This window comes from Streptomyces sp. H39-S7 (assembly GCF_027158205.1).
Taxonomy (GTDB): domain Bacteria; phylum Actinomycetota; class Actinomycetes; order Streptomycetales; family Streptomycetaceae; genus Actinacidiphila.
Window position 1 is genome coordinate 38,294 of sequence record NZ_JAPVLU010000013.1, and the last position, 19,500, is coordinate 57,793.

Consider the following 19,500-nt stretch of genomic DNA (forward strand, 5'->3'; position numbering starts at 1 on the left):
CCTGGGAGCCGACCGCCTCTTTGGAGTTGCGACCGGGTGGCTGTCCCCTGCCCTCCGGTCACGGAGCACGGAGCGAGGTCCCACGGCCTGCCGCACGAACGGGCAGGCCTCATCGCTCCGCAGTGGCACCCCGCTCAGCTGCGTCTGAGCGGCATCCTGTTCTGTCCACGCGTGGTTGTGGTCGACCGCCCCTGGCTGGCGCGGACACCCCGTCCAACGAAAGGGCCGGGGGCCGGTCACGTGCCGTACGGGTGACGCCGCCCGAACGGGCGATGCGCGGGACCGTCTGAAGAAACGTCACACCCGGCCGCGGCAGAGTTCCAGCAGGGTCATCGCGAGGGTCGTCCCGGGCCGGCCCAGCTCGTCGCTGAAGTGGTTCAGCACCTCCATCTCGCGGGACAGGCTGACCCGCCGGCCGCCCGACGCGATCCGGGCCCGCTGGATCTCCGACGAGACGGCCATCCGCTCGGTGACCAGCGCGATAATCCGGGTGTCGAGATCGTCGATCCGGCCGCGTGCCCCCGTGATGAGGGCCACCGCCTCGTCCGTACGCGCTCCGGTCCCGGCGGGAGCGGGGGCCGTCATGACTGCTGCTGTCGGGTTGCTCATTTTCAGGTCTCCTGTGGTGTGACGGGGCCCCGCACCGGCCAGGAGACGACAGACGCCCCGGACCGAGAGGTCCGGGGCGCCTGGGGAAGTCGCTTGTCAGTAGCTCAAGCAGCACGACCATGGCAGCCGGACCAGCCGGTGCCATAGGTAAACGCGAAGATCGCGTAGTGCGTGTTCGAGGACATGCGGACCAGTATGGCCACGGGTACGCCGGGCGGCCAGCGGGCGACCGGATCGTGAGACGGGGGAGCGTCCTCGGAGGAACGGTAGAATCGGGGTCCGACCCCTCGTACATAACGCCGGAAGGCCGCCCGTGGCATCAGCGACCCCAGCCGCCCCCGACCACACCCCGGACGTCGTCCTGGTAGTGGACTTCGGAGCGCAGTACGCCCAGCTCATCGCCCGACGCGTCCGCGAGGCCCGGGTCTACAGCGAGATCGTCCCCAGCACCATGCCGGTGGACGAGATGCTCGCGAAGAACCCGAAGGCGATCATTCTCTCCGGCGGCCCCTCCTCGGTCTACGCCGAGGGCGCCCCGTCGCTCGACAAGGCGATCTTCGAGGCCGGGGTCCCGGTCTTCGGCATGTGCTACGGCTTCCAGCTGATGGCGGTCGCGCTCGGCGGCACCGTCGACGACAACGGTGCCCGCGAGTACGGCCGCACCGCGCTGTCCGTCAGCAAGCCCGGCTCGACGCTCTTCGAGGGCACCCCCACCGAGCAGTCGGTGTGGATGTCGCACGGCGACGCGTGCTCGGCGGCGCCCACCGGCTTCGCCGTCACCGCCTCCACCGACGTGGTCCCGGTCGCCGCCTTCGAGGACGACGCGCGCAAGCTGTACGGCGTCCAGTACCACCCCGAGGTGCTGCACTCCACGCACGGCCAGCAGATCCTGGAGCACTTCCTGTACCGGGGCGCGGGCATCGCGCCGGACTGGACGACCACCAACGTCGTCGAGGAGCAGGTCGCGGCGATCCGCGCGCAGGTCGGCACCAAGCGCGCGATCTGCGGGCTGTCGGGCGGCGTGGACTCCTCGGTGGCCGCGGCCATCGTGCAGAAGGCCATCGGCTCCCAGCTGACCTGCGTGTACGTCGACCACGGGCTGCAGCGCAAGGGCGAGTCGGAGCAGGTCGAGAAGGACTTCGTCGCGGCCACCGGCGTCCAGCTGAAGGTCGTCGACGCGGAGGAGCGCTTCCTGACCGCGCTCGCCGGCGTCAGCGACCCGGAGACCAAGCGGAAGATCATCGGCCGTGAGTTCATCCGCGTCTTCGAGCAGGCCCAGGCCGAGCTCGTCGCCGAGGCGGGCGCGGCCGGCGAGGACGTCGCGTTCCTGGTGCAGGGCACCCTGTACCCGGACATCGTCGAGTCCGGCGGCGGCACCGGCACCGCCAACATCAAGTCGCACCACAACGTGGGCGGGCTCCCGGACGACATCGAGTTCGAGCTGATCGAACCGCTGCGCCAGCTCTTCAAGGACGAGGTCCGGATGGTCGGCCAGGAGCTGGGCCTGCCGGAGGAGATCGTCCAGCGCCAGCCGTTCCCCGGCCCCGGCCTCGGCATCCGCATCGTCGGCGAGGTCACCAAGGAGCGCCTGGACCTGCTGCGCGAGGCGGACTTCATCGCCCGCGAGGAACTGACCGCGGCCGGCCTGGACCGGGAGATCTGGCAGTGCCCGGTCGTCCTGCTCGCCGACGTCCGCTCGGTCGGCGTCCAGGGGGACGGCCGCACGTACGGCCACCCGATCGTGCTGCGCCCGGTCTCCTCGGAGGACGCGATGACGGCCGACTGGTCGCGCCTGCCGTACGACGTCCTCGCCAAGATCTCCACCCGCATCACGAACGAGGTCGCCGACGTCAACCGCGTCGTCCTGGACGTGACGAGCAAGCCCCCGGGCACCATCGAATGGGAGTGACGCCCTCCCGGCACACTTCATGATCGTCAGCGCCGCCGCCCGTCACATCGAGCGGCGGCGCTGTCGTGCCCGGTGAGGGCCGCAGCGGTCTTTTCTTCTGGCCTACCGCGCGGTAGCTTCCGCTGCATGGCCGATTTCCTCCCGCAGCCCGCGCAAGGGCGTACGCCGCCGCAGCCGATACCCACCGAGCAGCTGCACTTCGCGCTGCCGCAGACGTTCGCCAGTACCGAGGACGAGCGGCAGCACCGCAAGGAGCGTCTGGTGGCCGCGTTGCGGCTGTTCGGGCGGTTCGGGTTCGAGGAGGGCGTGGCCGGGCACATCACGGCGCGCGACCCGGAGTTCACCGACCACTTCTGGGTCAATCCGTTCGGGATGAGCTTCAAGCTCATCACCGTCAGCGACCTGATCCTGGTCAACCACGCGGGCCAGGTCGTGGAGGGCCGCTTCCACGTCAACCAGGCGGCCTTCGCGATCCACTCGCAGGTCCACCAGGCACGCCCCGACGTGATCGCCGCCGCGCACAGCCACTCGACGTACGGGCGGGCGCTGTCGTCGCTCGGGGAGCTGCTGGACCCGATCACCCAGGACGTCTGCGCGTTCTACGAGGATCACGCGTCACCTCGTGAAAATAGCACACGTTCTCGCAGGCCAGGGGCCTGTGGGGTTGAGAGGAGCCCGTCAGCATGGACGAGACCTTGGACCTGTGGATCGCTGAGCAAGTCGCACGCGCCCCCCGAATCCCGGATGAGCAGCTTCGCGACCTGGCCCGCAACCTGGGCATCGACCTGGGCGACTGACACCCACAAGCAACACGAGAGGTCCCCACCAAATTTTGGTGGGGACCTTCTTCATGTGCTCCCGGGCAGGGTCAGGCCCCGAGGGGTGCCGAGGAAAGATCAGTAAAGTCGGAGCCGTGCTGTTACGGCCTGAATGAACTCCGGGTACCAACCTGGGACGACAGGCAACCGGGCCGCACCGAGTGGTGTGAATCAGCTGAAGAGATCGGGTTCACTCCGCGAGATCTGCTGGTACAACGGCTGATAGTTGATCCAGGCGACGAGATCGTTCCCGAGCTGCTCGCGCGTATGCGCCGCGCTTGCGTGGTCGATCTGCACCGGCTTGCCGGCCGCCTTTGCAGTGAGTTGCACCTGGCAAGACCGCTCCATCGTGATGAACCACCACGCCGCCGCGTCGACCGAGTCGCCGACCGTCAGCAGTCCATGGTTGCGCAGGATGACGGCCTTGTGGGGCCCGAGTGCCTCCGCGATCCGGCGGCCCTCCTCCTCGTCAAGCACGACGCCCGTGTAGTCGTCGTACAGACTATGACTTTCGTAGAACGCGCAGACATCCTGTGTGATCGGGTCCAGCAGTTCCCCGAGCGACGACAGCGCCCGCCCGTACGTCGAGTGGCTGTGCGCGGCGGCGATCACGTCGGGGCGGGCCTGGTGCACCTGCGAGTGGATCGCGAAGGCCGCCTGGTTGACGTGGAAACGGCCCTCCACGACCTGACCCGCGTGGTTGACCAGGATCAGATCACTGACGGTGATGAGCTTGAAGCTCATCCCGAACGGATTGACCCAGAAATGGTCGGTGAACTCCGGATCGCGCGCCGTGATGTGACCCGCTACACCCTCTTCGAACCCGAACCGCCCGAACAGCCGCAGCGCGGCGACGAGGCGCTCCTTGCGGTGCTGCCGTTCGTCGTCGGTATTGGTGAACGTCGGCGGTAGTGCGAAGTGCAGTTGCTCGGTGGGTATCGGCTGCGGGGGTGTTCGCCCCATCGGGGGCTGCGCAAGGATGTCGGCCATGCAGCGGAAGCTACCGCGCGGTAGCGTCGATGAACAGACTTGCTGCTTGCTTAGGGATGAGCAGTCTCCGCAGCGACGCGTACGGGCCCCGCCCATGCTTCACTGAGGTGAGCGTCTGAGCGGGGCCCAGGAGAGGCTAGGGGCGTTCCGGATGTTGCTTCCATTGGAAGCCCCGGTTCCTGTGAAGGTACCGCGCATAGGGGCCGTCGGGGCTGTTGTCCGGGTAGCCCATCTCCCGGAACGAGGTGATCGGATCTCCCTCGTCCACCATGGAACAGGCACACCCGACACACCAAATGAGGAAGAGACCTAGCGGGTTGTCGGGCGTCCGGCGGCCTTGGAAGATCCGATCTTCGTCGGTGTACTCCTCAAGGTCGATGAGCACGGCCACCCGCGCGTCAGGGTCAGCGCCGCCTACTAGGTCCCCTTCGGCCTTACCGCAGTAGCTGCACAGCCTGTTGCCTGCCGAGTGCCTGCCCATGTCGCCCCTGTCGCCCTGGTGATCATCCACCGGTCCGCCTCCACTGCTTGGGCGAGTCTACGCCGCTACTTTCGTTCCATCCCGATTACTGACAGCCGCTGGCCGGAGCGCAGGTTGAGCCCTGCTTTCTCAACGTCCAATTCGGCCAGCCATTGCATAATCGTTTCCCGACCTACGTTGAATAGGTCTTCCATGTCTCGGCCGCCAAGGTCGGGCGGTAGGGCTGCGCGCATTGCTTCATCCTCTTCCGCCAACACTGCCAGCCTCTTGATCACCCAGTGCCAGGTAAGAAGCTGTACCCCCATAGTGATATGGAGCGACGGCTCATCGCTGGCACTGCGTCCAGAATGCACCCAACCGCGCGGGAGATACAAAACGTCTCCGGCGGTGAGTGTCAGGTCATAGTCGGGCGCCTTGTTGTTGAAGCGGTCCAGCTCTTCTGGAGAGAAGCCAATGCGCTTCCAGTTGTGGTGTTCCAGCGGGTCGACGAACACGGGCTCGTTGATGGACCAACGTTTAGACCCTGAGACTTGAGCGATGAAAACGTGGTGGCAGTCCCAATGCCATGCAAATCCCTGAGACTGCCCACCCGGGGTCAGATAGACGTTCCCGGTAACGGGGTGCCCAAGCTGGGCGCCGATCTCTTTGCAGAACAACATCAGCGGCGGCCACGACCTATGCAGTCCGTTGAGTACCAGAGTTGAGGCTTTATGGTCTGCGGTTGGCGTTTCGCCGGTTAGCCGCCCGTCACGGACCATGCCCATACCACCAGGACGCACGTCGGGATCGGCGATGATTTCGCGCACGCTGTCATGGTTGGCGAGAAGGGCAAGTTCTTTCGCGTCGCGCTTGTAGACCGTGGGCACCGCCGGCCACGCACGCCGGAACTCTTCCGGGTCTTCTACTAGGCGGTGCAGCGCTGATGTCATGGGTTTGCCTCTCTAGTTGGTTCTCGCGAGGCAGCGCGGCCCCCAGGTCGAGGACCGCGCCACCGTGCTTTCGCTGGATGGACGAACTAGCTGAGCAGGTGCGCGAACTCTCCGGCCGCTGCACCCTCGAACAGGCGCGTGATCTCGCCCGGCGTGAACGTGAGCGCCTTGCTCGGGTCCTTGGTGTCGGCCAGGACGATAAGGCCGTCCTCCGTCTTGCCCAGCGCTACGCACTCGACCTCGTCGTCAAGGTGCGAGTACGACGACTTGACGAACTCAGTTCCCCAGAATCCCGAAACGGCGAATCCCGGAAGGGGGGTTGCTTCAGACACGGTGTCTCCTTGGCTCGTTGGGGTGGTGCTCTTCAATCCGTTCCGATGGTCATGTTGGGAACGGAAGACTTTGGTGACCCACTCCCGGACGGGTGATGTGCCATTCCTGCCGTCCGGGAGCGGGGGTCTTTGGGGTCGCTAAAGGCCGTGGGGTCTCCGCCGGTGCCGACCAGCGCTATTGCGCGTTTGTGGAGGCACGCGCGGACCGAATGAGGCGGCGAGTCCGTAGTCATGCACTTCGTCTCTCGGAACGCGGATCATCTGCGAGGCGTATACGCGATCACGAAGAACGCCACAGCAGAACTCACACGCGTAGGCATCGCTGGTCACACCAGCGGCAGTTACAGGGCCAATCCACGTGACGCGTGTGTCCTTCCCGCAGTAGAACCAGCATTCGCCATCGACCCAGACATTGCCGTCATCCGTCTGTGCGACCGGTGGTAATCCGGTGCGCGCCGGTATCTGTAAGCCGGGCATTCTCGCGCCGGTCATCCGCCCTATCTCCCTTGGCTGTTGGCAACGGCAAGTCGGACGCTGAGTTCTTCGCGTGCCGTCAGCCGCCGGACACTGTCGATATCGGCGTCCCATGGTCTGCCCGATCGCAATGGACGCAGGCTGACTGCGCGGCCTTCAATGGCCGTCACAAGTCCTAGGCGCTGCCTGTCGATGTCGTGGGCCACCTTGCCGACCTCAACGCGCCTGGACGCCGCAGACGGATCTTGGGCGCTCACCGGTCGCACTTCCCCAGTTCGTCAATCAACCGGACCGCCACGTCATGACGCATCGGTGCGATGGCGACGAACGCACGGCCGTACATGGGCGGATCCGGGGTGACCACCACGTTGAACCCGATCTTCGCGAACGCCTCAGCCAGCTCATCCGCTGTGTTCTCAGCGATGCGCCGTACGTCGTCATCGGCGGTCTGCCGTCTCGTGTCCATCGGGCTGCCTCGCTTCGCTTGCGTCGTCACCTTCCGTGTTCCAAGGGTTGCCCTTCGCGCGTACGCTCAACAGGTCTGGAGGGTTTCCAAACCAGTTGGAAAGGCGGGGAGTTGAACACATGAGCGAGCAGCCGCACCCCGTGGCGACCGGCGAACCCGCGAACGGCCTTGAGTGGTTCGGGCGGGAAGTTGAAGAGGCGTTAGCCCACAAGGAAGGGGCCAGCCAGCGGGGTCTAGCCGAGGCGACTGGGTACAAAGAGCCGTACGTGTCCAAGGTGAAGAACGGCAAGTCGATGCCGTCCCCTCAGTTCGCGGAGGGCTGTGACCGCTACTTCAACACGTCGGGCTGGTTCGCGCGGATCCTGGTGAGAATCAGCGAGCGCGGGCATCCCAACTGGTTCATTCCGTACGTGAACCTGGAGCGGGACGCGAGCCGGGTTGAGGACTACAGCAACGCGTTCGTCATGGGCATGTTGCAGACCCATGAGTACGCGGAAGCGGGCTTCCGAGCGACACACCCGCGTGAGACTGACGACCAGATCAAAGCCCGTGCGGAAGCTCGCTTGCGTCGGCGTGACGTGATGCTGCGCAAGGATCCTCCGCTTCTGTGGGTCATCCTGCATGAGTCGGTCCTGCGTACCGTCGTCGGTAGCCCCGGCGTCATGGCTGCACAGCTTGGGCACCTCGTCGCCGAAGCGGCAACGCCCCACATCACGTTGCAAGTTCTCCCCTTCAAAGCGGGTGCCCCGGCGTCATCACTACCGTTTACCCTGCTTACGCCAGGCAGCGGGGCGACAGTCCTGTACTCAGAGACCAGAGATCAGGGCCACGTGAACGATTCGGCGACAGCTGTTGGGGGCGCTAAGGCCACGTACGAACGGCTACGCGCTGCCGCACTCTCGCCCGATGAGTCTGTGACCCTCATTCGACAGATCGCGGAGGATCACGCCAGATGAGCAACACCCCCGACCCCAGCGGTTCCACACAGTGGGTCAAGAGCACTTACAGCGGCGGCGAAGGCGGACAGTGCATCGAGTGGTCACCTGCGGCAGCAGTGACCGGCGTCGTCCCTGTTCGCGACTCGAAGGACCCGCACGGCCCCGCGCTCACCTTCACGCCGGATGCGTGGGCATCGTTCGTTGCTGGCGTTCAGAGCGGAGAGTTTCCTACCGCCTGACGCCACACTCGACCAGCCCTCGCCACCCCACGGCGGGGGCTTCGTCGTGCTGCCTGTCCGTACGGGCGTGCACACAACGGGTTATTTCTATGCGTTGCTCCGGCGTGCTGCTAATGTGCGCCAATGGCCCAGAAAATCGTAACCATTTACACGGATGACCTCACCGGCAAAGAGTCCGCCGAGGCATCTACTCACACGTTCTCCGTCGATGGCGTCTCCTATGAGATCGACCTCGGCCCGGACAGCTACGACAAGCTTCTCGACGCGTTGGGCCCGTTCGTCAAGGCTTCCCGCAAGGTCGGACGCACCCGTGGCGTAAGCGGCCCCCGCAAGGTCGGTCCGGTCAACAGTGACACGGCAGCGATTCGCGTATGGGCCAAGGAGAACGGCTACGACGTGAACGACCGGGGCCGCGTTCCCGCCACTGTCCGCGAGGCGTACGAAGCCGCCCACTGATCACGCTTCACCGCTTGTAAGACCCCGCCACCCAGCGTCTCGGATGGCGGGGTCTCATGCATGGGAGCCTTCGGCATACGGGGGCTCCCATGCATGCAGGTAGGTTGTCGAGATGGATGTAGACGCAGTACTCCGAGACATCACCGCACAAAGACTCAGGAACAAAGGCCGATCACTGACCTCCGGAGACCCGCTGATGCCCGCACTGGAGTGGGATGCGGTGAGCGAGGCATACACGGTGAAGGAGTGGGGTCCCTACCGCCTGCACATAAGTTCGCTCGGCGGTGACTGGCGACTGATGATGACTCCAAAGGCGTCTCCACATACCTGGGACTACGGCTGGGCCTACGCGACAGGCGATGACGCATACCTCGCCTGTCTACGCTGGGATCCCGCCACGCAAGCAGAGCCCGAAGACTGGACACGACAGGTCGGAATGGGCGTCCGCGGCCTGCCGATAGCGAGGCCGGCGGAGGACGCTAGCCGAGGACGCCAAGACTGCTGAGCATCAGAAGTAGGAGCGTCAAGGAGACTCCGGCCGCGGCACCACCGCGCGTGATGACGGCGGGGAGTCGGCTGCTATCGAGGTACGCCAGGAGGCCGGCCAGCATACCGACGATCACCGCTACCAGCGTCGCGGCCAGGACCAGCAGCAGCCTCACGCCGATCGACAACCCCATCATGAACCTCCGTTGCACACAGCCGAGATGGACGATTCCCAGCATCTGCGCAGGCCGGCAACCGCACTAGGATTCCGGACTACATCAGAACTTCTCAGGACTTCACAGGACTACGGGGGCGGACGTGGGGCGACGAGCGAACTCACTGGACCCGGAGAACCCCCTCCATGCCTTCGCCGCCGAGCTGAAAGGACTCCGGGATGCAGCAGGCCCAGCAGGAGCCCTTAGAGCCACCTGTGACCTCGTAGGGATCAACCGCACGACCTACTACGCATGGTTGAGCGGCAAGCAGCTACCCGGCAGAGACGTTCTGGGGATCGTCGTGCAGGCATGGGGCGGCAACCTCAAGTATTGGACGGACCGGCGTCGGAAAGCCGAAGCGTCCATGGCTGGACACGTTCAAAGGCGACACGATGCACCCTCTGCTCTTATCGACGCTGCGTTGGAAGATTTAAGACGCGCGAATCACTTGCATCTGAGGACATTGAATACACTCTGGGAGCGAGCGAGGTCCTCACCCGAGAACCTGATCGAGCTGGTGCCTCAACTCGCGCTTGTTGACTTTGAGGACCTATTGGCTGGGCGAAATGAGAGAGATCACACGACGGCCTACTACGAGCGACAGCTTCTAATCGGTGCATTGGAGGCTGACTTCGGACTAGAAACCGAGGAGCTGAGTAGGCTAGCAAATCACTGCCGAGAGACCGCACTTCTCGCTCGAAAGAGGGCAGAGGCTTTACATCGCCTTATGTGGATGCGCAGCAATCAAGGGCGTCCGAAACGCGAGTAAGATAAGTAAGTAGGTAGTGACCGGCAGTCACCAGATACGTACGTCGGCGGAGGACATGCCTCGGCTGGCGGTTCCTCATGAAATAGAGAAACATTACCCCACCTAACGTTATACATACCTAATTGTGATTATGGGTGACGGTTGCCCGACCTAATTACCTAACCTTATTGCGTTGGCATTTATTGCGCATGCATGAATCCGGGGATTGAGTAGTTAGGTCGCTGGGCGGCGGGGTGGCCCGATTGAATGGGTGGGCTACTGCGGACCGCCGTGATTCCCGCATTCCTTATTGGGCCCGAGGTGGCCACAGAAGGCTATTCCAGCGGTCAGAATGCAAGGGTTGGGGTCGTTGTCCAGTGCCAGCATTTGCGGCCCGCTATGGCCCTCCTGTGGCAGTCCGCCGGTCTAAATTGGGGGGTTACTTAAGCGTGTACGGGATGCTATAGTAGAGACATCGCCAAGCGGGAAGGGCGAAATCCGGAGCCGAAAGGCAATGGAATTCGAAAGGCCCGCGAATGTGATAAGCTGATGAAGTCAGAAGGGGAAAAGCTCGAAAGGGCCTAACGCCCGATGATGGATTAGCTTCCAATGATATTCACTATGATGCCCGGAGGGTGTGGACTGGCCTGTGACGGTAGCGATATCAGTGTGGTGCTTTATTGCCACACCGTGACGCTGCTACGAGGCTTCGCGAAGCACAGCAAAGGAAGCATGCGTTACTTGAGAACTGAATAGTGTAGCTATGTGTTCGCAGGAGGGTAGTTACCTGTGGAACCGTACGTAGCAGATAGGGCACATCTGCCCTTGACTAGCCTCCGTTGAGAGTGACTACTGCGTATGCTTCTTAGGGTCGGTGCTTGCGCCGTGACGTCACCTGTTTTCAATCCTGCGAACCTTCTCCAATTTTCTTTCTCTCTTTGCACTTCGGTGCAGCGTGGGGGATAGGTCGTAGGCTCGCATGCCATATGTGGTCCTTCTTATGCCAGTCCTGTCCTCGGCGCTGCCTTCACAGTCCGCATGGTCTGTGAGGTCAGTCGATAGATGGAGAGATTGAGGCTGGTCCGTGGGCATATATTTTTGCCGAATTACTTAAGTGTGTACGGATTGGCCTTAGGAGATGAGAGGTGGAGTTGTGTCCCGCGTGTTTGCTGTGTGGCATGGCGGTTCCGGATTCGGCCTGAGTGACATGTTCAAGGACATGGAAACGTGGGTGTCGAGAGGGGCTGCTAAGGATGCCCTATGGCGTAGAGCTCACTCCGGCATGACCCCAATCACTGATGGTGCCAGCCGTGTCGTATTCTGCGACGCCGGCGAGGTGCATATCAGCCATGCCGCGGGGGCCATTGCGTACCCGCTTGTCCAGGTGGATGAGTGCAGTATGGACATCTATGTCGGCAGTAAGGCCGAAGGTAGATGGGAGCTTGCCGACTACCCGGTACAGCGTTGGACCCTAGGTCCGCGTGGTGGGGTTCGCGTCGAGTCGTATTGATTGTCGAAACACGCCTTCTCTTTGCCCAATTACTTAAGTGTGTACATGAGAAGGCGTGTTCGCAAGGAATGGCCTCCTGTTCCGACGTGGCAGGCCAAAGAAGGAGAAGATACCGATGATCGACTGGGATACAGGCGTCGTGATCCTCGCAAAGGTGATCCGTCGTAAGGAATTCGTCCTTGGCAAGTCGACCGTGCTCGTTAGCAGAGCCGTCGTGCTACTCGATACGGGAGAAGTAAGAACAAGTTCTGTCCGCAGGGATGGGCGGCATGTTTCTACGCCCTTCAAGTGGAGCTTTGAGAACACGGTCGCTTCTTTGCGCGAGTTCGAGCGCGAGTTTATTACCGAGGAGCTTTCCGAGTGGAGGCGTCCATAGCCGAAACGGCCTTCGGGTCGTCTGCGGGGGTTTGCCTACCCGTACTGATGTGGCAGGCAATGAGAAAGGAGAGAGTGCCAGTGTCGTTCAATGCGATCCTGTGCGCAGAATGCAGCAAAGGCATGTATGCGCGTATCGCGTATCGCATGTACTCGTGCTGCGATTGCGGCAGGAAGCTAGCCGAGCGGGATTTGGTTCTTGACCCAGGGGAAAGAACGTTTCTCATCCATGAGCGGCTTTATGTCGAACGTGATGATGCGTCCTAGACCAAGGAGAAGTTATGTCTAATGTGATGTTCTTTCATCGGGAGATTCTGCGGAACCAATTTGGTTCATCGGTCTCTCGGAGGGAGGCAATTCGACGTCGCCAGCATGGGGCTCGACTGACTGTTTCCAAATTGGAAGCCCGGCGAGTCGAGTACGTGCACAAGTCTGCCGGTCAGCTCCTCCATCACATGGGGGATCTGAACTATGGGTTCACCATCTTCAAGTTGCTGCCTCTGAGCGGCCCTGGTTACAAGGCGAGCGCGTATTGGCCGAGCGGGAATGACTTGGCGGTGAGCCAAGCCTATGTCTTCAGGCGACGGAATCAGGCTATTAGAGCCGTGCAGCATCGCATGACTCTAGAGACCGGTGCCAATGTGTACTCGTCCTGGTCGCGCCATGACCGTGCGGCTGAGCGTCGTGCTTACGTCGGAGACAACCCGTTCTCTGAATCCGTTCTTTGGCACCACACCATCGATTACTAGTAGTACAGCTCTAGATCAATGCTTCGGTGTTGAACTGGCTACGTGCGGGTTCGATTCCCGCCTAGGGCGCCCCAACCTGATTAAAGGCTGGGAGAGAAAAGGAGAAGCAGTATGGATGACTACTGCAATGTTGCGTACGCCTACGTCCCGCAGTTGGGGTTTACCCGATTGCAGTGGAACGGTAATGGTGGCGCAAAGGTCAGTCGTGTCTTCACTGGACAGTCCGAGCAGCTGTGTGACGGTTGCCGGACTATACCGCTGGTGCAGGACATCGATCTGACGGAACTTGTCAGGAGCGTCGGGTACTGCTGCGATCACCAGCTCTTCGGAGTAATGGTTGATTTGGACGTTACCGATATCCAGTGGGTTCCCGAGTCCGTCTATCACCGATCACGACATGGTCAGGACTTGAACCTGAGCCCCTATGACCTGCTGGCCCTTCTGTATATGGGGACCAAGTGGGATCGGTGGAACCTCGAAGTGGCGTCGTATGAGGCGCCGATGTGGTGGAGAGCCACGCTCTCTGTCCGGAATCCCTTCGACGATGAGCAGTGGCTAGAGCCGGTCGTAATCGATGCCGGCCACGTGCGCACGATGCTGCGTACCGCCGAGAGTCTCATGCCGATTGATGTGCCGGCTGCGGAGCTCTTGCGCGCCCTCATGTCTGCGGATCATCGCGGCGTTGGGGATGCGATGAGGGCTGTTCGTCCGTCCTCGGCGGATCTGATTCTTCAGTACGCGATATTCGGGAAAGCGGTTTTCCACGGATGACAGTGAACGAGTATCCAGGGATGCCGATGAGTTACCTCGATGGGCGGCGTTAGGTCGTCGCAGCCCCCCTAGGCGGTGAGAGCTGGTTGCGAATACCAGCAGGGGCGCCGTGGCCTGTCTGGCCACGAGAGAAGAGGAGAAGCATCGTGAACAACGATGACTCTATGTGCGAGCGCCTCACGAACATGCAAACTGCCTGGAGCGAAGCAACTCCAGGAGAGACGCACGCGACTTGGTCGGGGCATCTCACGGCATGCGGTAAGCCCGTAATCGAGGCGAAGCCTGTTTACGACTCACACCCTCGTGACATTACGTGCGCGGAGTGCGGGGGTACAGCAGTGTTCGATCTAGAAACGGCCCGAACGTGGGCGCGGGTGATCACCGATACGTATGAGGTATCGGGCAGGCTCAGCCTCTTGGATGCTTACGACCTTCGCGAGACTGCCGTGACGTCGCTCGCACCAAAGGCATTCGTTCAGCGGCGCGAAGGGGATTCTTGGAACGCGATTAGCACCAACTTCCTGATGTCTACGGGTGCCGCGACTGAGAAGGATGGCACGTCGATATTTGTCGGTCGTGTCGGCTTGGCAGTACTTGAGGCGTTCCGTGAGTCGGAATACAAGGGCGGGTACTAGGTCGTGACAGTTCGATATCACGGGCGGGACGTTCCTGACACTGAGCCGCTAGACGATCTAGGGCGATCTCTTGCCAGCGGTGGATTCACATTTACTCGCTTGTCCGAACCTGTCTGCATTCGGATCACTAGCGGTCCTTGGGCCTCCAGGATGTCTCTCTACTACGACGACGCACAGGGCGTCTTCTCTGGAGAAGTCATCCCTTACGGCGCGAGTAGTTGGAAGAGGGCCGAATGGTTGGCCTTCACGAGTAGCGCCATTTACTTCGTCAAGATACTCGCCGAATAATTCGGCAGCCCTCCTAGTTGGGTTAACTCCGGTGCAAGTCCGGAGAGGGGCTCCGTGGCCGAACGGGCCACGAAGGAGAAACGGAGAAAACCATAATGCTTCCCTCCAAGGGTGGCGCTGGATGACGCGCTGGGTTATGGCGCTTGGGGAGAAAGATCCCGAGCGCGATCCGTCCTATGCGAGTCTCCCTGATCTGGCCGATGCCCGCGCTTCAGTCGTGGTCAAGAGGTTCGAGCAGTTGTTCCCTATCGTGCACGGCTGGAAAGAAATCTACGGTCCGGAAATCACATGCTGGGCAATGAGCTACTCGGCCGAGCTCGGCATCGAAGAGATTCAAGCTGCCTGGAGTGACATCACAATGGGCCCCTGGATTCGTCTTGATAGGCAGCAGGGGGGCTACATCAAAGTCTCTGACTACCGGGGATGTGAGCCAGAGGGGGAGTCATTGTTCCCACCTCCTGACTTGCCGACAATTGAAGCAGATCCGGGGGGTACAGATGCGCATTGACAAGATCAATACCGATCAGCTTGTGCTTACCGAGCATCTGGGCTGGAACTGCACTGCTCAAGTGCACATGGACCGGGCCGGATGTCACGTTAGCAGAAGCGAGGTGACGTTCTGGATTGGTGAAAAACCATTTGACGGAGGCCCCTGCCCTGCGCGGGTCGGTGACCATTGGGATTCGGGTCTGAGTTACGTCAAGTGGTGGATGCTCGGCAATGTGAAATACAGGGCAAACATATGGTTGCCGAAGTACGGACATAAAGCTCTCTACTGTACAGGGCAGTCAGAATGTAACTGCGAAGTGCACAAGGGCTAGATACGCGCTGCCTCCCTAGGTGGGTAAACCCGGTTGCAAATGCCGGGAGAGGCACCATGCTGGCCAAAACTGGCTAGCAGGAGAGAAAAGAGAATAGGTCATGACGAAATGCGGACCCTGTGCTTTGGAGGGAACGGTTTCTAAGGTCGTGGGTCAGCTTTCTATGACCTATGGCAGCGTAGCCGAGGTGTTCATGTGCGCACGACATGCGAAAGTCTTTATGGCCTTCTTCATGGAAGCGTTCTCTTCGGTCGCGATCATTGATGGAGAGGAACCAGGTGTCCGATGACGTCATCCTTTACGGTCCGATAGGTCGGGCTGTTAAAGAGATCGCGCCATATGTCGAATCGGATCCAGTCGGCATCTACGCGGCATGTCTGTCCATGTGGTCAATGGCCATCGGCGACAGAGTGTTTCTCGATCCGGACTTGCAGCGCAGCCCTCTCGTGTCCACTGCCCTCGTGGCTGGCACGGGAATCGGTAAGGGGGTTGCATTGGGTGCAGCTCAGCACATCATGGCCAAGTCTATTGGCAATGATCTTGAGCTGCGGACAACATCCGGAATCACATCCGGAGCTGCCCTCGTGGACCATATCTATAGGCAGATGGTCAAGACAAATGAGGCGTACGGGATCGAGGATAAACGTGTCCTGGTAGTGGAAGAGGAGTGGCGGGAGATCCTGGAAAGGGCATCCCGTGACCCGTCGTTCACATCCAAGATTCGCAATGCCTGGGACTGTCGAGTTCTCCGGAACACGACCAAGAAGAAATCTGAGAGCGACGCTCCGCAGGAAGTGAGAGGGGGACGTATTGTCTTTCACACTCACATCACTCCATCGGATTGGCGAAAGTTCATCAGCTACGACGATGCCGCAGGTGGTTCCTACAACAGGATGCTGCCGATTCAGTTGGATCGTGTGCCGCTGCTGCGACATAGGCAGCTGCCGGACGTCGATACGCGTGACCTGGTATCGGCGTTCGCCTGGCTGTCCAATGAGCCGCACGTCATGGAACCCAACCGGAAGGCGGATTATCTCAACTGGATTATGAGGAGGGCGGAAAGCATTCTCCTCGCCTCACTGCCTGAGCATCAGGGGGCTTTCGTGGCTCGTACGGCAGAGTCCACATACCGAGTTGCCGCACTACTGGCAGCCTCGGACGGAACCTCCCGCATCGCAGAGAAGCACATGCGTGCTGCTATCAGCTTCGTCGGGTACAGCGTTCGCACGGTCCTTGACCTGACTAAGGACGGGCCTGGGAAGAGCAATAAGAAGATCTCTCCGGAGGAGCGGATTCTTAAGCACCTTTCAGATCACCCGGGAGGGGTGCGGTCGGCTGTGCTTCAGCGGGCGACAGGCGCGAATGCGGCGGATCTGGAAGTGATGAAAGGGCGCGGATTGATCGCCCTTGAAGTCATCAAGGATGGGCCCGGTCGGCCGGTGATGCTGTACCGGATTCCGCGACAGTCACCCAGGCTGAGAGGCGGGGGCGGCCTGCCCGCGCCCGCAAACCCCAACCCATTCCTCGCGCTGCTGAATGTGGCATAGAGACACCTCGACACTCTCGCAAATCACAACCCTGCGGGAACCCAGTAGGAACACAAGGGAGAAGAAATGACGCTGTACGTAGCCGTGAATGGCAACGTCCACTCATCCAACACGGAACCGGAAAAGTGCGTAGTTGTCCGAAACAACTCCGTGACCGGATTCAAGGCTCTGGAAGTCGTGCCATTCGAGGACTATGAGCCTGGTACGGACTGCGGTAATTGTGAGGAGGCTATCGCAGACGAGATGCACGTCTGGATAGCTGCCAGCCCGGTTCCGGTGAGCACGCGCGAGGAGACTAAGAGCTCCGTGGCTCAGACCTCGTTGGCCGATGACGACGACGATGACGATGATGACGATGACGACGGGGACGACGAGGATTGGGACACTTTTGTAGTGGATCCGATCAAGCGTGCTCGTGTCGAGAAGGAACTCGGAATCATCGATGCGGAGCAGGCTATTGAGAACTGGACAGCGATATTCATCGCATCCAAGTCTCAGCGCGGAAAGGCGTTTTGGGAAACCAAGATCGAGGCCCTCAAGGTGGCGATTCAGGTAGATCCCGAACCGGATGAGGTGACGGCTGTTCCGGTGGAATCCACGGACCCTGACCCCGGGATTCAGGAAGCCGAAATTGTCGCGGAGCCTGTCACGATAAAGGCGGAACCGAAGCCCCCAAGCCGTAGAGCTGCCGCCAAGAAGTAAGTGATCCGCCCGCCTAGCTTGGGTGAACCATGGTGCAAATCCATGGCGGGCACCATGCACAGCCGGTCCGGTTGAGCAGATGATGATGGAACCTGGAGAACGTCAATGGCTAAGCAGACACGAGTCGTCACGGACTACACCGACGATATGACTGGTCTGGAGATTGCCGAGGAAGTAACGGAGGAAGGGTTGAAGTTCGGGATCGACGGCGCCGACTTTACGATGGATACGCACGGGGACGCAGCGAATGAACTCCGGGAGATGCTCGCTCGGTGGGTTGCGAACGGAGCAATAAAGGTTGAACGGCATGTGTACGTCGCTCCGAGGCCCAAGCGTAAGCCGGTAGACCCCGTGCGCATCGCACTCATTCAGAAGATCCGGAGGTGGGCGAAGTTCATGGAGGTCCCGTGCCCGGAAATGGGGCGCGTGCCGGGGAAGGTCCAGGAAGCCTTCCGCAAGTCCAACCCGGATGTAGATATGACACCTCTCTCCCGCTGATCGAGTAGTTCGCCACGATGGAAGGCACGGTTGCCCGATGGGGTAGCCGTGCCTTTCGTTGTAGCGGCCTACGGCTCTCCCTTGGGCGTACGTCGCACAGCGGAGGGCGTTCCCTTTACAGCCTCACCAGTCGAGCTCTCTGCCCCGTGCACTGGCCCCGCCTGTCCCTCACCGGATGGGCGGGGCCTTTCTGCGTTGCTGACGTGGGCGTGGTCCTGGCCCTGGCCCTGGCCCTGGTCCTCGATGAGCGAGGCTCGGTGCCTCAACCACAGAGGCCGCGCAGGAGCGGGCAGGCAGAGCCTGAAACGACGAAAGAGCCCCCAAGCCTCTCCGTAGTGGAGTGGCTTGGGGGCTCTGTGCCGTGCGTCTGTAGCGGGTTGGGTCAGATGGGCAGCTGTGTGTCCGTAGCGTCGTCGGTGGGCAGCTGTGCGGCGGTGAGTGTCTTCCCGTCCTCGAACCGCTGGACGATCTCACCGCCACCCAGCATCGCGGCCAGAACCGCGAGGATCCCCTCACGAGGCAGGCCGGGCACGTACACGGCCGCCAGGGCAAGCGCGGACGCAAGCACGCTGTAGACACGTGCGGGATGGGTTCGGACGAAGTCGATCAGCCCGTATCTGCTCGCGCGGGCTATGTCCTTGTCGGTATCCGTCATGAGTACTCCTTGAGTTCGGGGGTGTTGGTTGGTCGATGGGTGGGCTACTGCATGAGCCGGTGCCAGGTCTCCGAACCCGGGTATCCGTCCGCATCGGAGCCGGACCAACCCTGTGCAAGCTGGAATGCGCGAACCGCATTGCGGTCCGCGTCACCCCACTTCCGACCCGGACCGACCGAGTAGAACCGGCCGAGACCGTGCCGGACGAGCGCCTTGCCGAGCTGAGTGACGAAGTCATTGACCGCGCCGGCCTTGAAGTACTGCGCACCCGGAAACGCGGGAATCGCGGGGGTACCGCCTCCACCGCTCGGGATGTCAGCCTCGCTCGCCTCCTGCCCGAAGAAGGTGACACCCTTGCGGCCCTTCCACTCCGGATCGGCGACAACGACACCTTCGGCGAAGGCAGGGATGCCATAGCCGTAGACGTAACTCGACTTGCGGGCACGCTGCTTCAGATACACGCCATCACCCTCGGCGCTGCCGTTGGCGTTCGTGTTGCCCTCAATGGTGAAGATGGATTCTGCGTCGTATCGGTAGACGATGCCGGTGTGACTCCCACCGCCGGCACCGAAGAACACGATGCCGCCAATCACCGGATACACACTGAACCGGCCGCGGCTTCGGTACCACTCGACACCGCTCGGGCACCAGGCATATCGAGGCACTACGGCAGTGTTACCACTCTGTGCGGCCACCCAACTGACGAAGATCCCGCACCACGCGGCCTCATCCATCCCGTACCAGGCGCCGTATCGGTTCTTGTTGTTCCAGTGGCCATCCGAGTAGCCCTCTCGATAACCGACCTGGCTCTTCGCTACGCGGATCAGTTCCTTCGCTCCGGACATGTTTGCTCCTTGCG

At 61.6% G+C, this 19,500-nt stretch carries 21 protein-coding genes; 12 read left to right on the forward strand and 9 right to left on the reverse strand.

Annotated features, from left to right (window positions below; genetic code table 11):
* Positions 1 to 297: 297 nt before the first annotated feature.
* Positions 298 to 609 carry a chorismate mutase gene (locus tag O3X23_RS14535; RefSeq protein ID WP_269271772.1) on the reverse strand — a complete coding sequence of 104 codons (312 nt, stop codon included), beginning with the start codon at positions 607 to 609 and terminating at the stop codon, positions 298 to 300.
* Positions 610 to 922: 313 nt separating this feature from the next.
* Here O3X23_RS14535 and guaA point away from each other — a divergent pair, with 313 nt between their 5' ends.
* Together guaA and O3X23_RS14545 are read left to right on the forward strand one after the other, a co-directional pair.
* Positions 923 to 2,518, forward strand: coding sequence for a glutamine-hydrolyzing GMP synthase (gene guaA / locus O3X23_RS14540; RefSeq protein WP_269271773.1), 1,596 nt, complete (start codon positions 923 to 925; stop codon positions 2,516 to 2,518).
* 126 nt (positions 2,519 to 2,644) lie between these two features.
* On the forward strand, positions 2,645 to 3,421 hold the full coding sequence (locus O3X23_RS14545; RefSeq protein WP_269271774.1) for a class II aldolase/adducin family protein: 777 nt from the start codon (positions 2,645 to 2,647) through the stop codon (positions 3,419 to 3,421).
* A gap of 86 nt (positions 3,422 to 3,507) precedes the next feature.
* Here O3X23_RS14545 and O3X23_RS14550 read toward each other — a convergent pair whose 3' ends face one another.
* From O3X23_RS14550 to O3X23_RS14570, 5 genes are all read right to left on the reverse strand, one after another.
* Positions 3,508 to 4,326 (reverse strand): class II aldolase/adducin family protein, encoded by an 819-nt coding sequence (locus O3X23_RS14550; protein ID WP_269271775.1) that lies wholly within the window; start codon positions 4,324 to 4,326, stop codon positions 3,508 to 3,510.
* Positions 4,327 to 4,462: 136 nt separating this feature from the next.
* Positions 4,463 to 4,837, reverse strand: coding sequence for a hypothetical protein (locus tag O3X23_RS14555; RefSeq protein WP_269271776.1), 375 nt, complete (start codon positions 4,835 to 4,837; stop codon positions 4,463 to 4,465).
* 35 nt (positions 4,838 to 4,872) lie between these two features.
* Positions 4,873 to 5,736 carry a JmjC domain-containing protein gene (locus O3X23_RS14560; protein WP_269271777.1) on the reverse strand — a complete coding sequence of 288 codons (864 nt, stop codon included), beginning with the start codon at positions 5,734 to 5,736 and terminating at the stop codon, positions 4,873 to 4,875.
* Positions 5,737 to 5,822: 86 nt separating this feature from the next.
* Positions 5,823 to 6,068, reverse strand: a complete 246-nt coding sequence (locus tag O3X23_RS14565) for a DUF397 domain-containing protein (protein WP_269271778.1) — start codon at positions 6,066 to 6,068, stop codon at positions 5,823 to 5,825.
* Positions 6,069 to 6,795: 727 nt separating this feature from the next.
* On the reverse strand, positions 6,796 to 7,008 hold the full coding sequence (locus tag O3X23_RS14570) for a hypothetical protein (RefSeq protein ID WP_269271779.1): 213 nt from the start codon (positions 7,006 to 7,008) through the stop codon (positions 6,796 to 6,798).
* A gap of 119 nt (positions 7,009 to 7,127) precedes the next feature.
* Here O3X23_RS14570 and O3X23_RS14575 point away from each other — a divergent pair, with 119 nt between their 5' ends.
* The 3 genes from O3X23_RS14575 (at position 7,128) to O3X23_RS14585 (ending at position 8,641) form a co-directional block, all read left to right on the forward strand.
* Positions 7,128 to 7,964 carry a helix-turn-helix domain-containing protein gene (locus O3X23_RS14575; protein ID WP_269271780.1) on the forward strand — a complete coding sequence of 279 codons (837 nt, stop codon included), beginning with the start codon at positions 7,128 to 7,130 and terminating at the stop codon, positions 7,962 to 7,964.
* Entirely contained in the window at positions 7,961 to 8,185 is a 225-nt protein-coding gene (locus tag O3X23_RS14580; protein ID WP_269271781.1) for a DUF397 domain-containing protein, read from the forward strand. Before O3X23_RS14575 ends, O3X23_RS14580 begins: the two co-directional genes overlap by 4 nt.
* A 123-nt stretch (positions 8,186 to 8,308) precedes the next feature.
* Positions 8,309 to 8,641 (forward strand): histone-like nucleoid-structuring protein Lsr2, encoded by a 333-nt coding sequence (locus O3X23_RS14585; RefSeq protein ID WP_269271782.1) that lies wholly within the window; start codon positions 8,309 to 8,311, stop codon positions 8,639 to 8,641.
* 479 nt (positions 8,642 to 9,120) lie between these two features.
* On the opposite strand, the gene O3X23_RS14590 is transcribed toward O3X23_RS14585, so the two are convergent.
* Positions 9,121 to 9,324 carry a hypothetical protein gene (locus O3X23_RS14590; RefSeq protein WP_269271783.1) on the reverse strand — a complete coding sequence of 68 codons (204 nt, stop codon included), beginning with the start codon at positions 9,322 to 9,324 and terminating at the stop codon, positions 9,121 to 9,123.
* Positions 9,325 to 11,715: 2,391 nt separating this feature from the next.
* On the opposite strand from O3X23_RS14590, the gene O3X23_RS14595 reads away from it, so the two are divergent.
* The 7 genes from O3X23_RS14595 (at position 11,716) to O3X23_RS14625 (ending at position 17,986) form a co-directional block, all read left to right on the forward strand.
* Positions 11,716 to 11,976, forward strand: coding sequence for a hypothetical protein (locus O3X23_RS14595; protein ID WP_269271784.1), 261 nt, complete (start codon positions 11,716 to 11,718; stop codon positions 11,974 to 11,976).
* Positions 11,977 to 12,835: 859 nt separating this feature from the next.
* On the forward strand, positions 12,836 to 13,495 hold the full coding sequence (locus tag O3X23_RS14600) for a hypothetical protein (RefSeq protein WP_269271785.1): 660 nt from the start codon (positions 12,836 to 12,838) through the stop codon (positions 13,493 to 13,495).
* A 146-nt stretch (positions 13,496 to 13,641) separates the two neighbouring features.
* The gene (locus O3X23_RS14605; RefSeq protein ID WP_269271786.1) at positions 13,642 to 14,130 is read left to right on the forward strand and encodes a hypothetical protein; all 489 of its coding nucleotides are present in this window, start codon (positions 13,642 to 13,644) and stop codon (positions 14,128 to 14,130) included.
* Between the two features lie 409 nt (positions 14,131 to 14,539).
* Positions 14,540 to 14,926: a hypothetical protein gene (locus O3X23_RS14610; protein ID WP_269271787.1), complete on the forward strand. Its 387-nt coding sequence runs from the start codon at positions 14,540 to 14,542 to the stop codon at positions 14,924 to 14,926.
* Positions 14,927 to 15,517: 591 nt separating this feature from the next.
* Positions 15,518 to 16,786, forward strand: a complete 1,269-nt coding sequence (locus O3X23_RS14615; RefSeq protein ID WP_269271788.1) for a hypothetical protein — start codon at positions 15,518 to 15,520, stop codon at positions 16,784 to 16,786.
* A 66-nt stretch (positions 16,787 to 16,852) separates the two neighbouring features.
* Positions 16,853 to 17,488: a hypothetical protein gene (locus O3X23_RS14620; protein ID WP_269271789.1), complete on the forward strand. Its 636-nt coding sequence runs from the start codon at positions 16,853 to 16,855 to the stop codon at positions 17,486 to 17,488.
* 105 nt (positions 17,489 to 17,593) lie between these two features.
* Complete coding sequence (locus O3X23_RS14625; RefSeq protein ID WP_269271790.1) at positions 17,594 to 17,986, forward strand: Lsr2 dimerization domain-containing protein; 393 nt, start codon at positions 17,594 to 17,596, stop codon at positions 17,984 to 17,986.
* Between the two features lie 382 nt (positions 17,987 to 18,368).
* On the opposite strand, the gene O3X23_RS14630 is transcribed toward O3X23_RS14625, so the two are convergent.
* Both O3X23_RS14630 and O3X23_RS43945 read right to left on the reverse strand, forming a co-directional pair.
* The gene (locus tag O3X23_RS14630; RefSeq protein ID WP_269271791.1) at positions 18,369 to 18,641 is read right to left on the reverse strand and encodes a hypothetical protein; all 273 of its coding nucleotides are present in this window, start codon (positions 18,639 to 18,641) and stop codon (positions 18,369 to 18,371) included.
* Between the two features lie 44 nt (positions 18,642 to 18,685).
* Positions 18,686 to 19,486, reverse strand: coding sequence for a peptidoglycan-binding protein (locus O3X23_RS43945; RefSeq protein WP_331283911.1), 801 nt, complete (start codon positions 19,484 to 19,486; stop codon positions 18,686 to 18,688).
* Positions 19,487 to 19,500: the final 14 nt, after the last annotated feature.

Coding starts and splice junctions, on each gene's coding strand:
- O3X23_RS14630 (WP_269271791.1), bottom strand. CDS start 18,641: ATGACGGATACCGACAAGGACATAGCCCGCGCGAGCAGATACGGGCTG.
- O3X23_RS14560 (WP_269271777.1), bottom strand. CDS start 5,736: ATGACATCAGCGCTGCACCGCCTAGTAGAAGACCCGGAAGAGTTCCGG.
- O3X23_RS14625 (WP_269271790.1), top strand. CDS start 17,594: ATGGCTAAGCAGACACGAGTCGTCACGGACTACACCGACGATATGACT.
- O3X23_RS43945 (WP_331283911.1), bottom strand. CDS start 19,486: ATGTCCGGAGCGAAGGAACTGATCCGCGTAGCGAAGAGCCAGGTCGGT.
- O3X23_RS14535 (WP_269271772.1), bottom strand. CDS start 609: ATGAGCAACCCGACAGCAGCAGTCATGACGGCCCCCGCTCCCGCCGGG.
- O3X23_RS14600 (WP_269271785.1), top strand. CDS start 12,836: ATGGATGACTACTGCAATGTTGCGTACGCCTACGTCCCGCAGTTGGGG.
- O3X23_RS14595 (WP_269271784.1), top strand. CDS start 11,716: ATGATCGACTGGGATACAGGCGTCGTGATCCTCGCAAAGGTGATCCGT.
- O3X23_RS14590 (WP_269271783.1), bottom strand. CDS start 9,324: ATGATGGGGTTGTCGATCGGCGTGAGGCTGCTGCTGGTCCTGGCCGCG.
- O3X23_RS14585 (WP_269271782.1), top strand. CDS start 8,309: ATGGCCCAGAAAATCGTAACCATTTACACGGATGACCTCACCGGCAAA.
- O3X23_RS14580 (WP_269271781.1), top strand. CDS start 7,961: ATGAGCAACACCCCCGACCCCAGCGGTTCCACACAGTGGGTCAAGAGC.
- O3X23_RS14545 (WP_269271774.1), top strand. CDS start 2,645: ATGGCCGATTTCCTCCCGCAGCCCGCGCAAGGGCGTACGCCGCCGCAG.
- O3X23_RS14570 (WP_269271779.1), bottom strand. CDS start 7,008: ATGGACACGAGACGGCAGACCGCCGATGACGACGTACGGCGCATCGCT.
- O3X23_RS14550 (WP_269271775.1), bottom strand. CDS start 4,326: ATGGCCGACATCCTTGCGCAGCCCCCGATGGGGCGAACACCCCCGCAG.
- O3X23_RS14620 (WP_269271789.1), top strand. CDS start 16,853: ATGACGCTGTACGTAGCCGTGAATGGCAACGTCCACTCATCCAACACG.
- O3X23_RS14575 (WP_269271780.1), top strand. CDS start 7,128: ATGAGCGAGCAGCCGCACCCCGTGGCGACCGGCGAACCCGCGAACGGC.
- O3X23_RS14610 (WP_269271787.1), top strand. CDS start 14,540: ATGACGCGCTGGGTTATGGCGCTTGGGGAGAAAGATCCCGAGCGCGAT.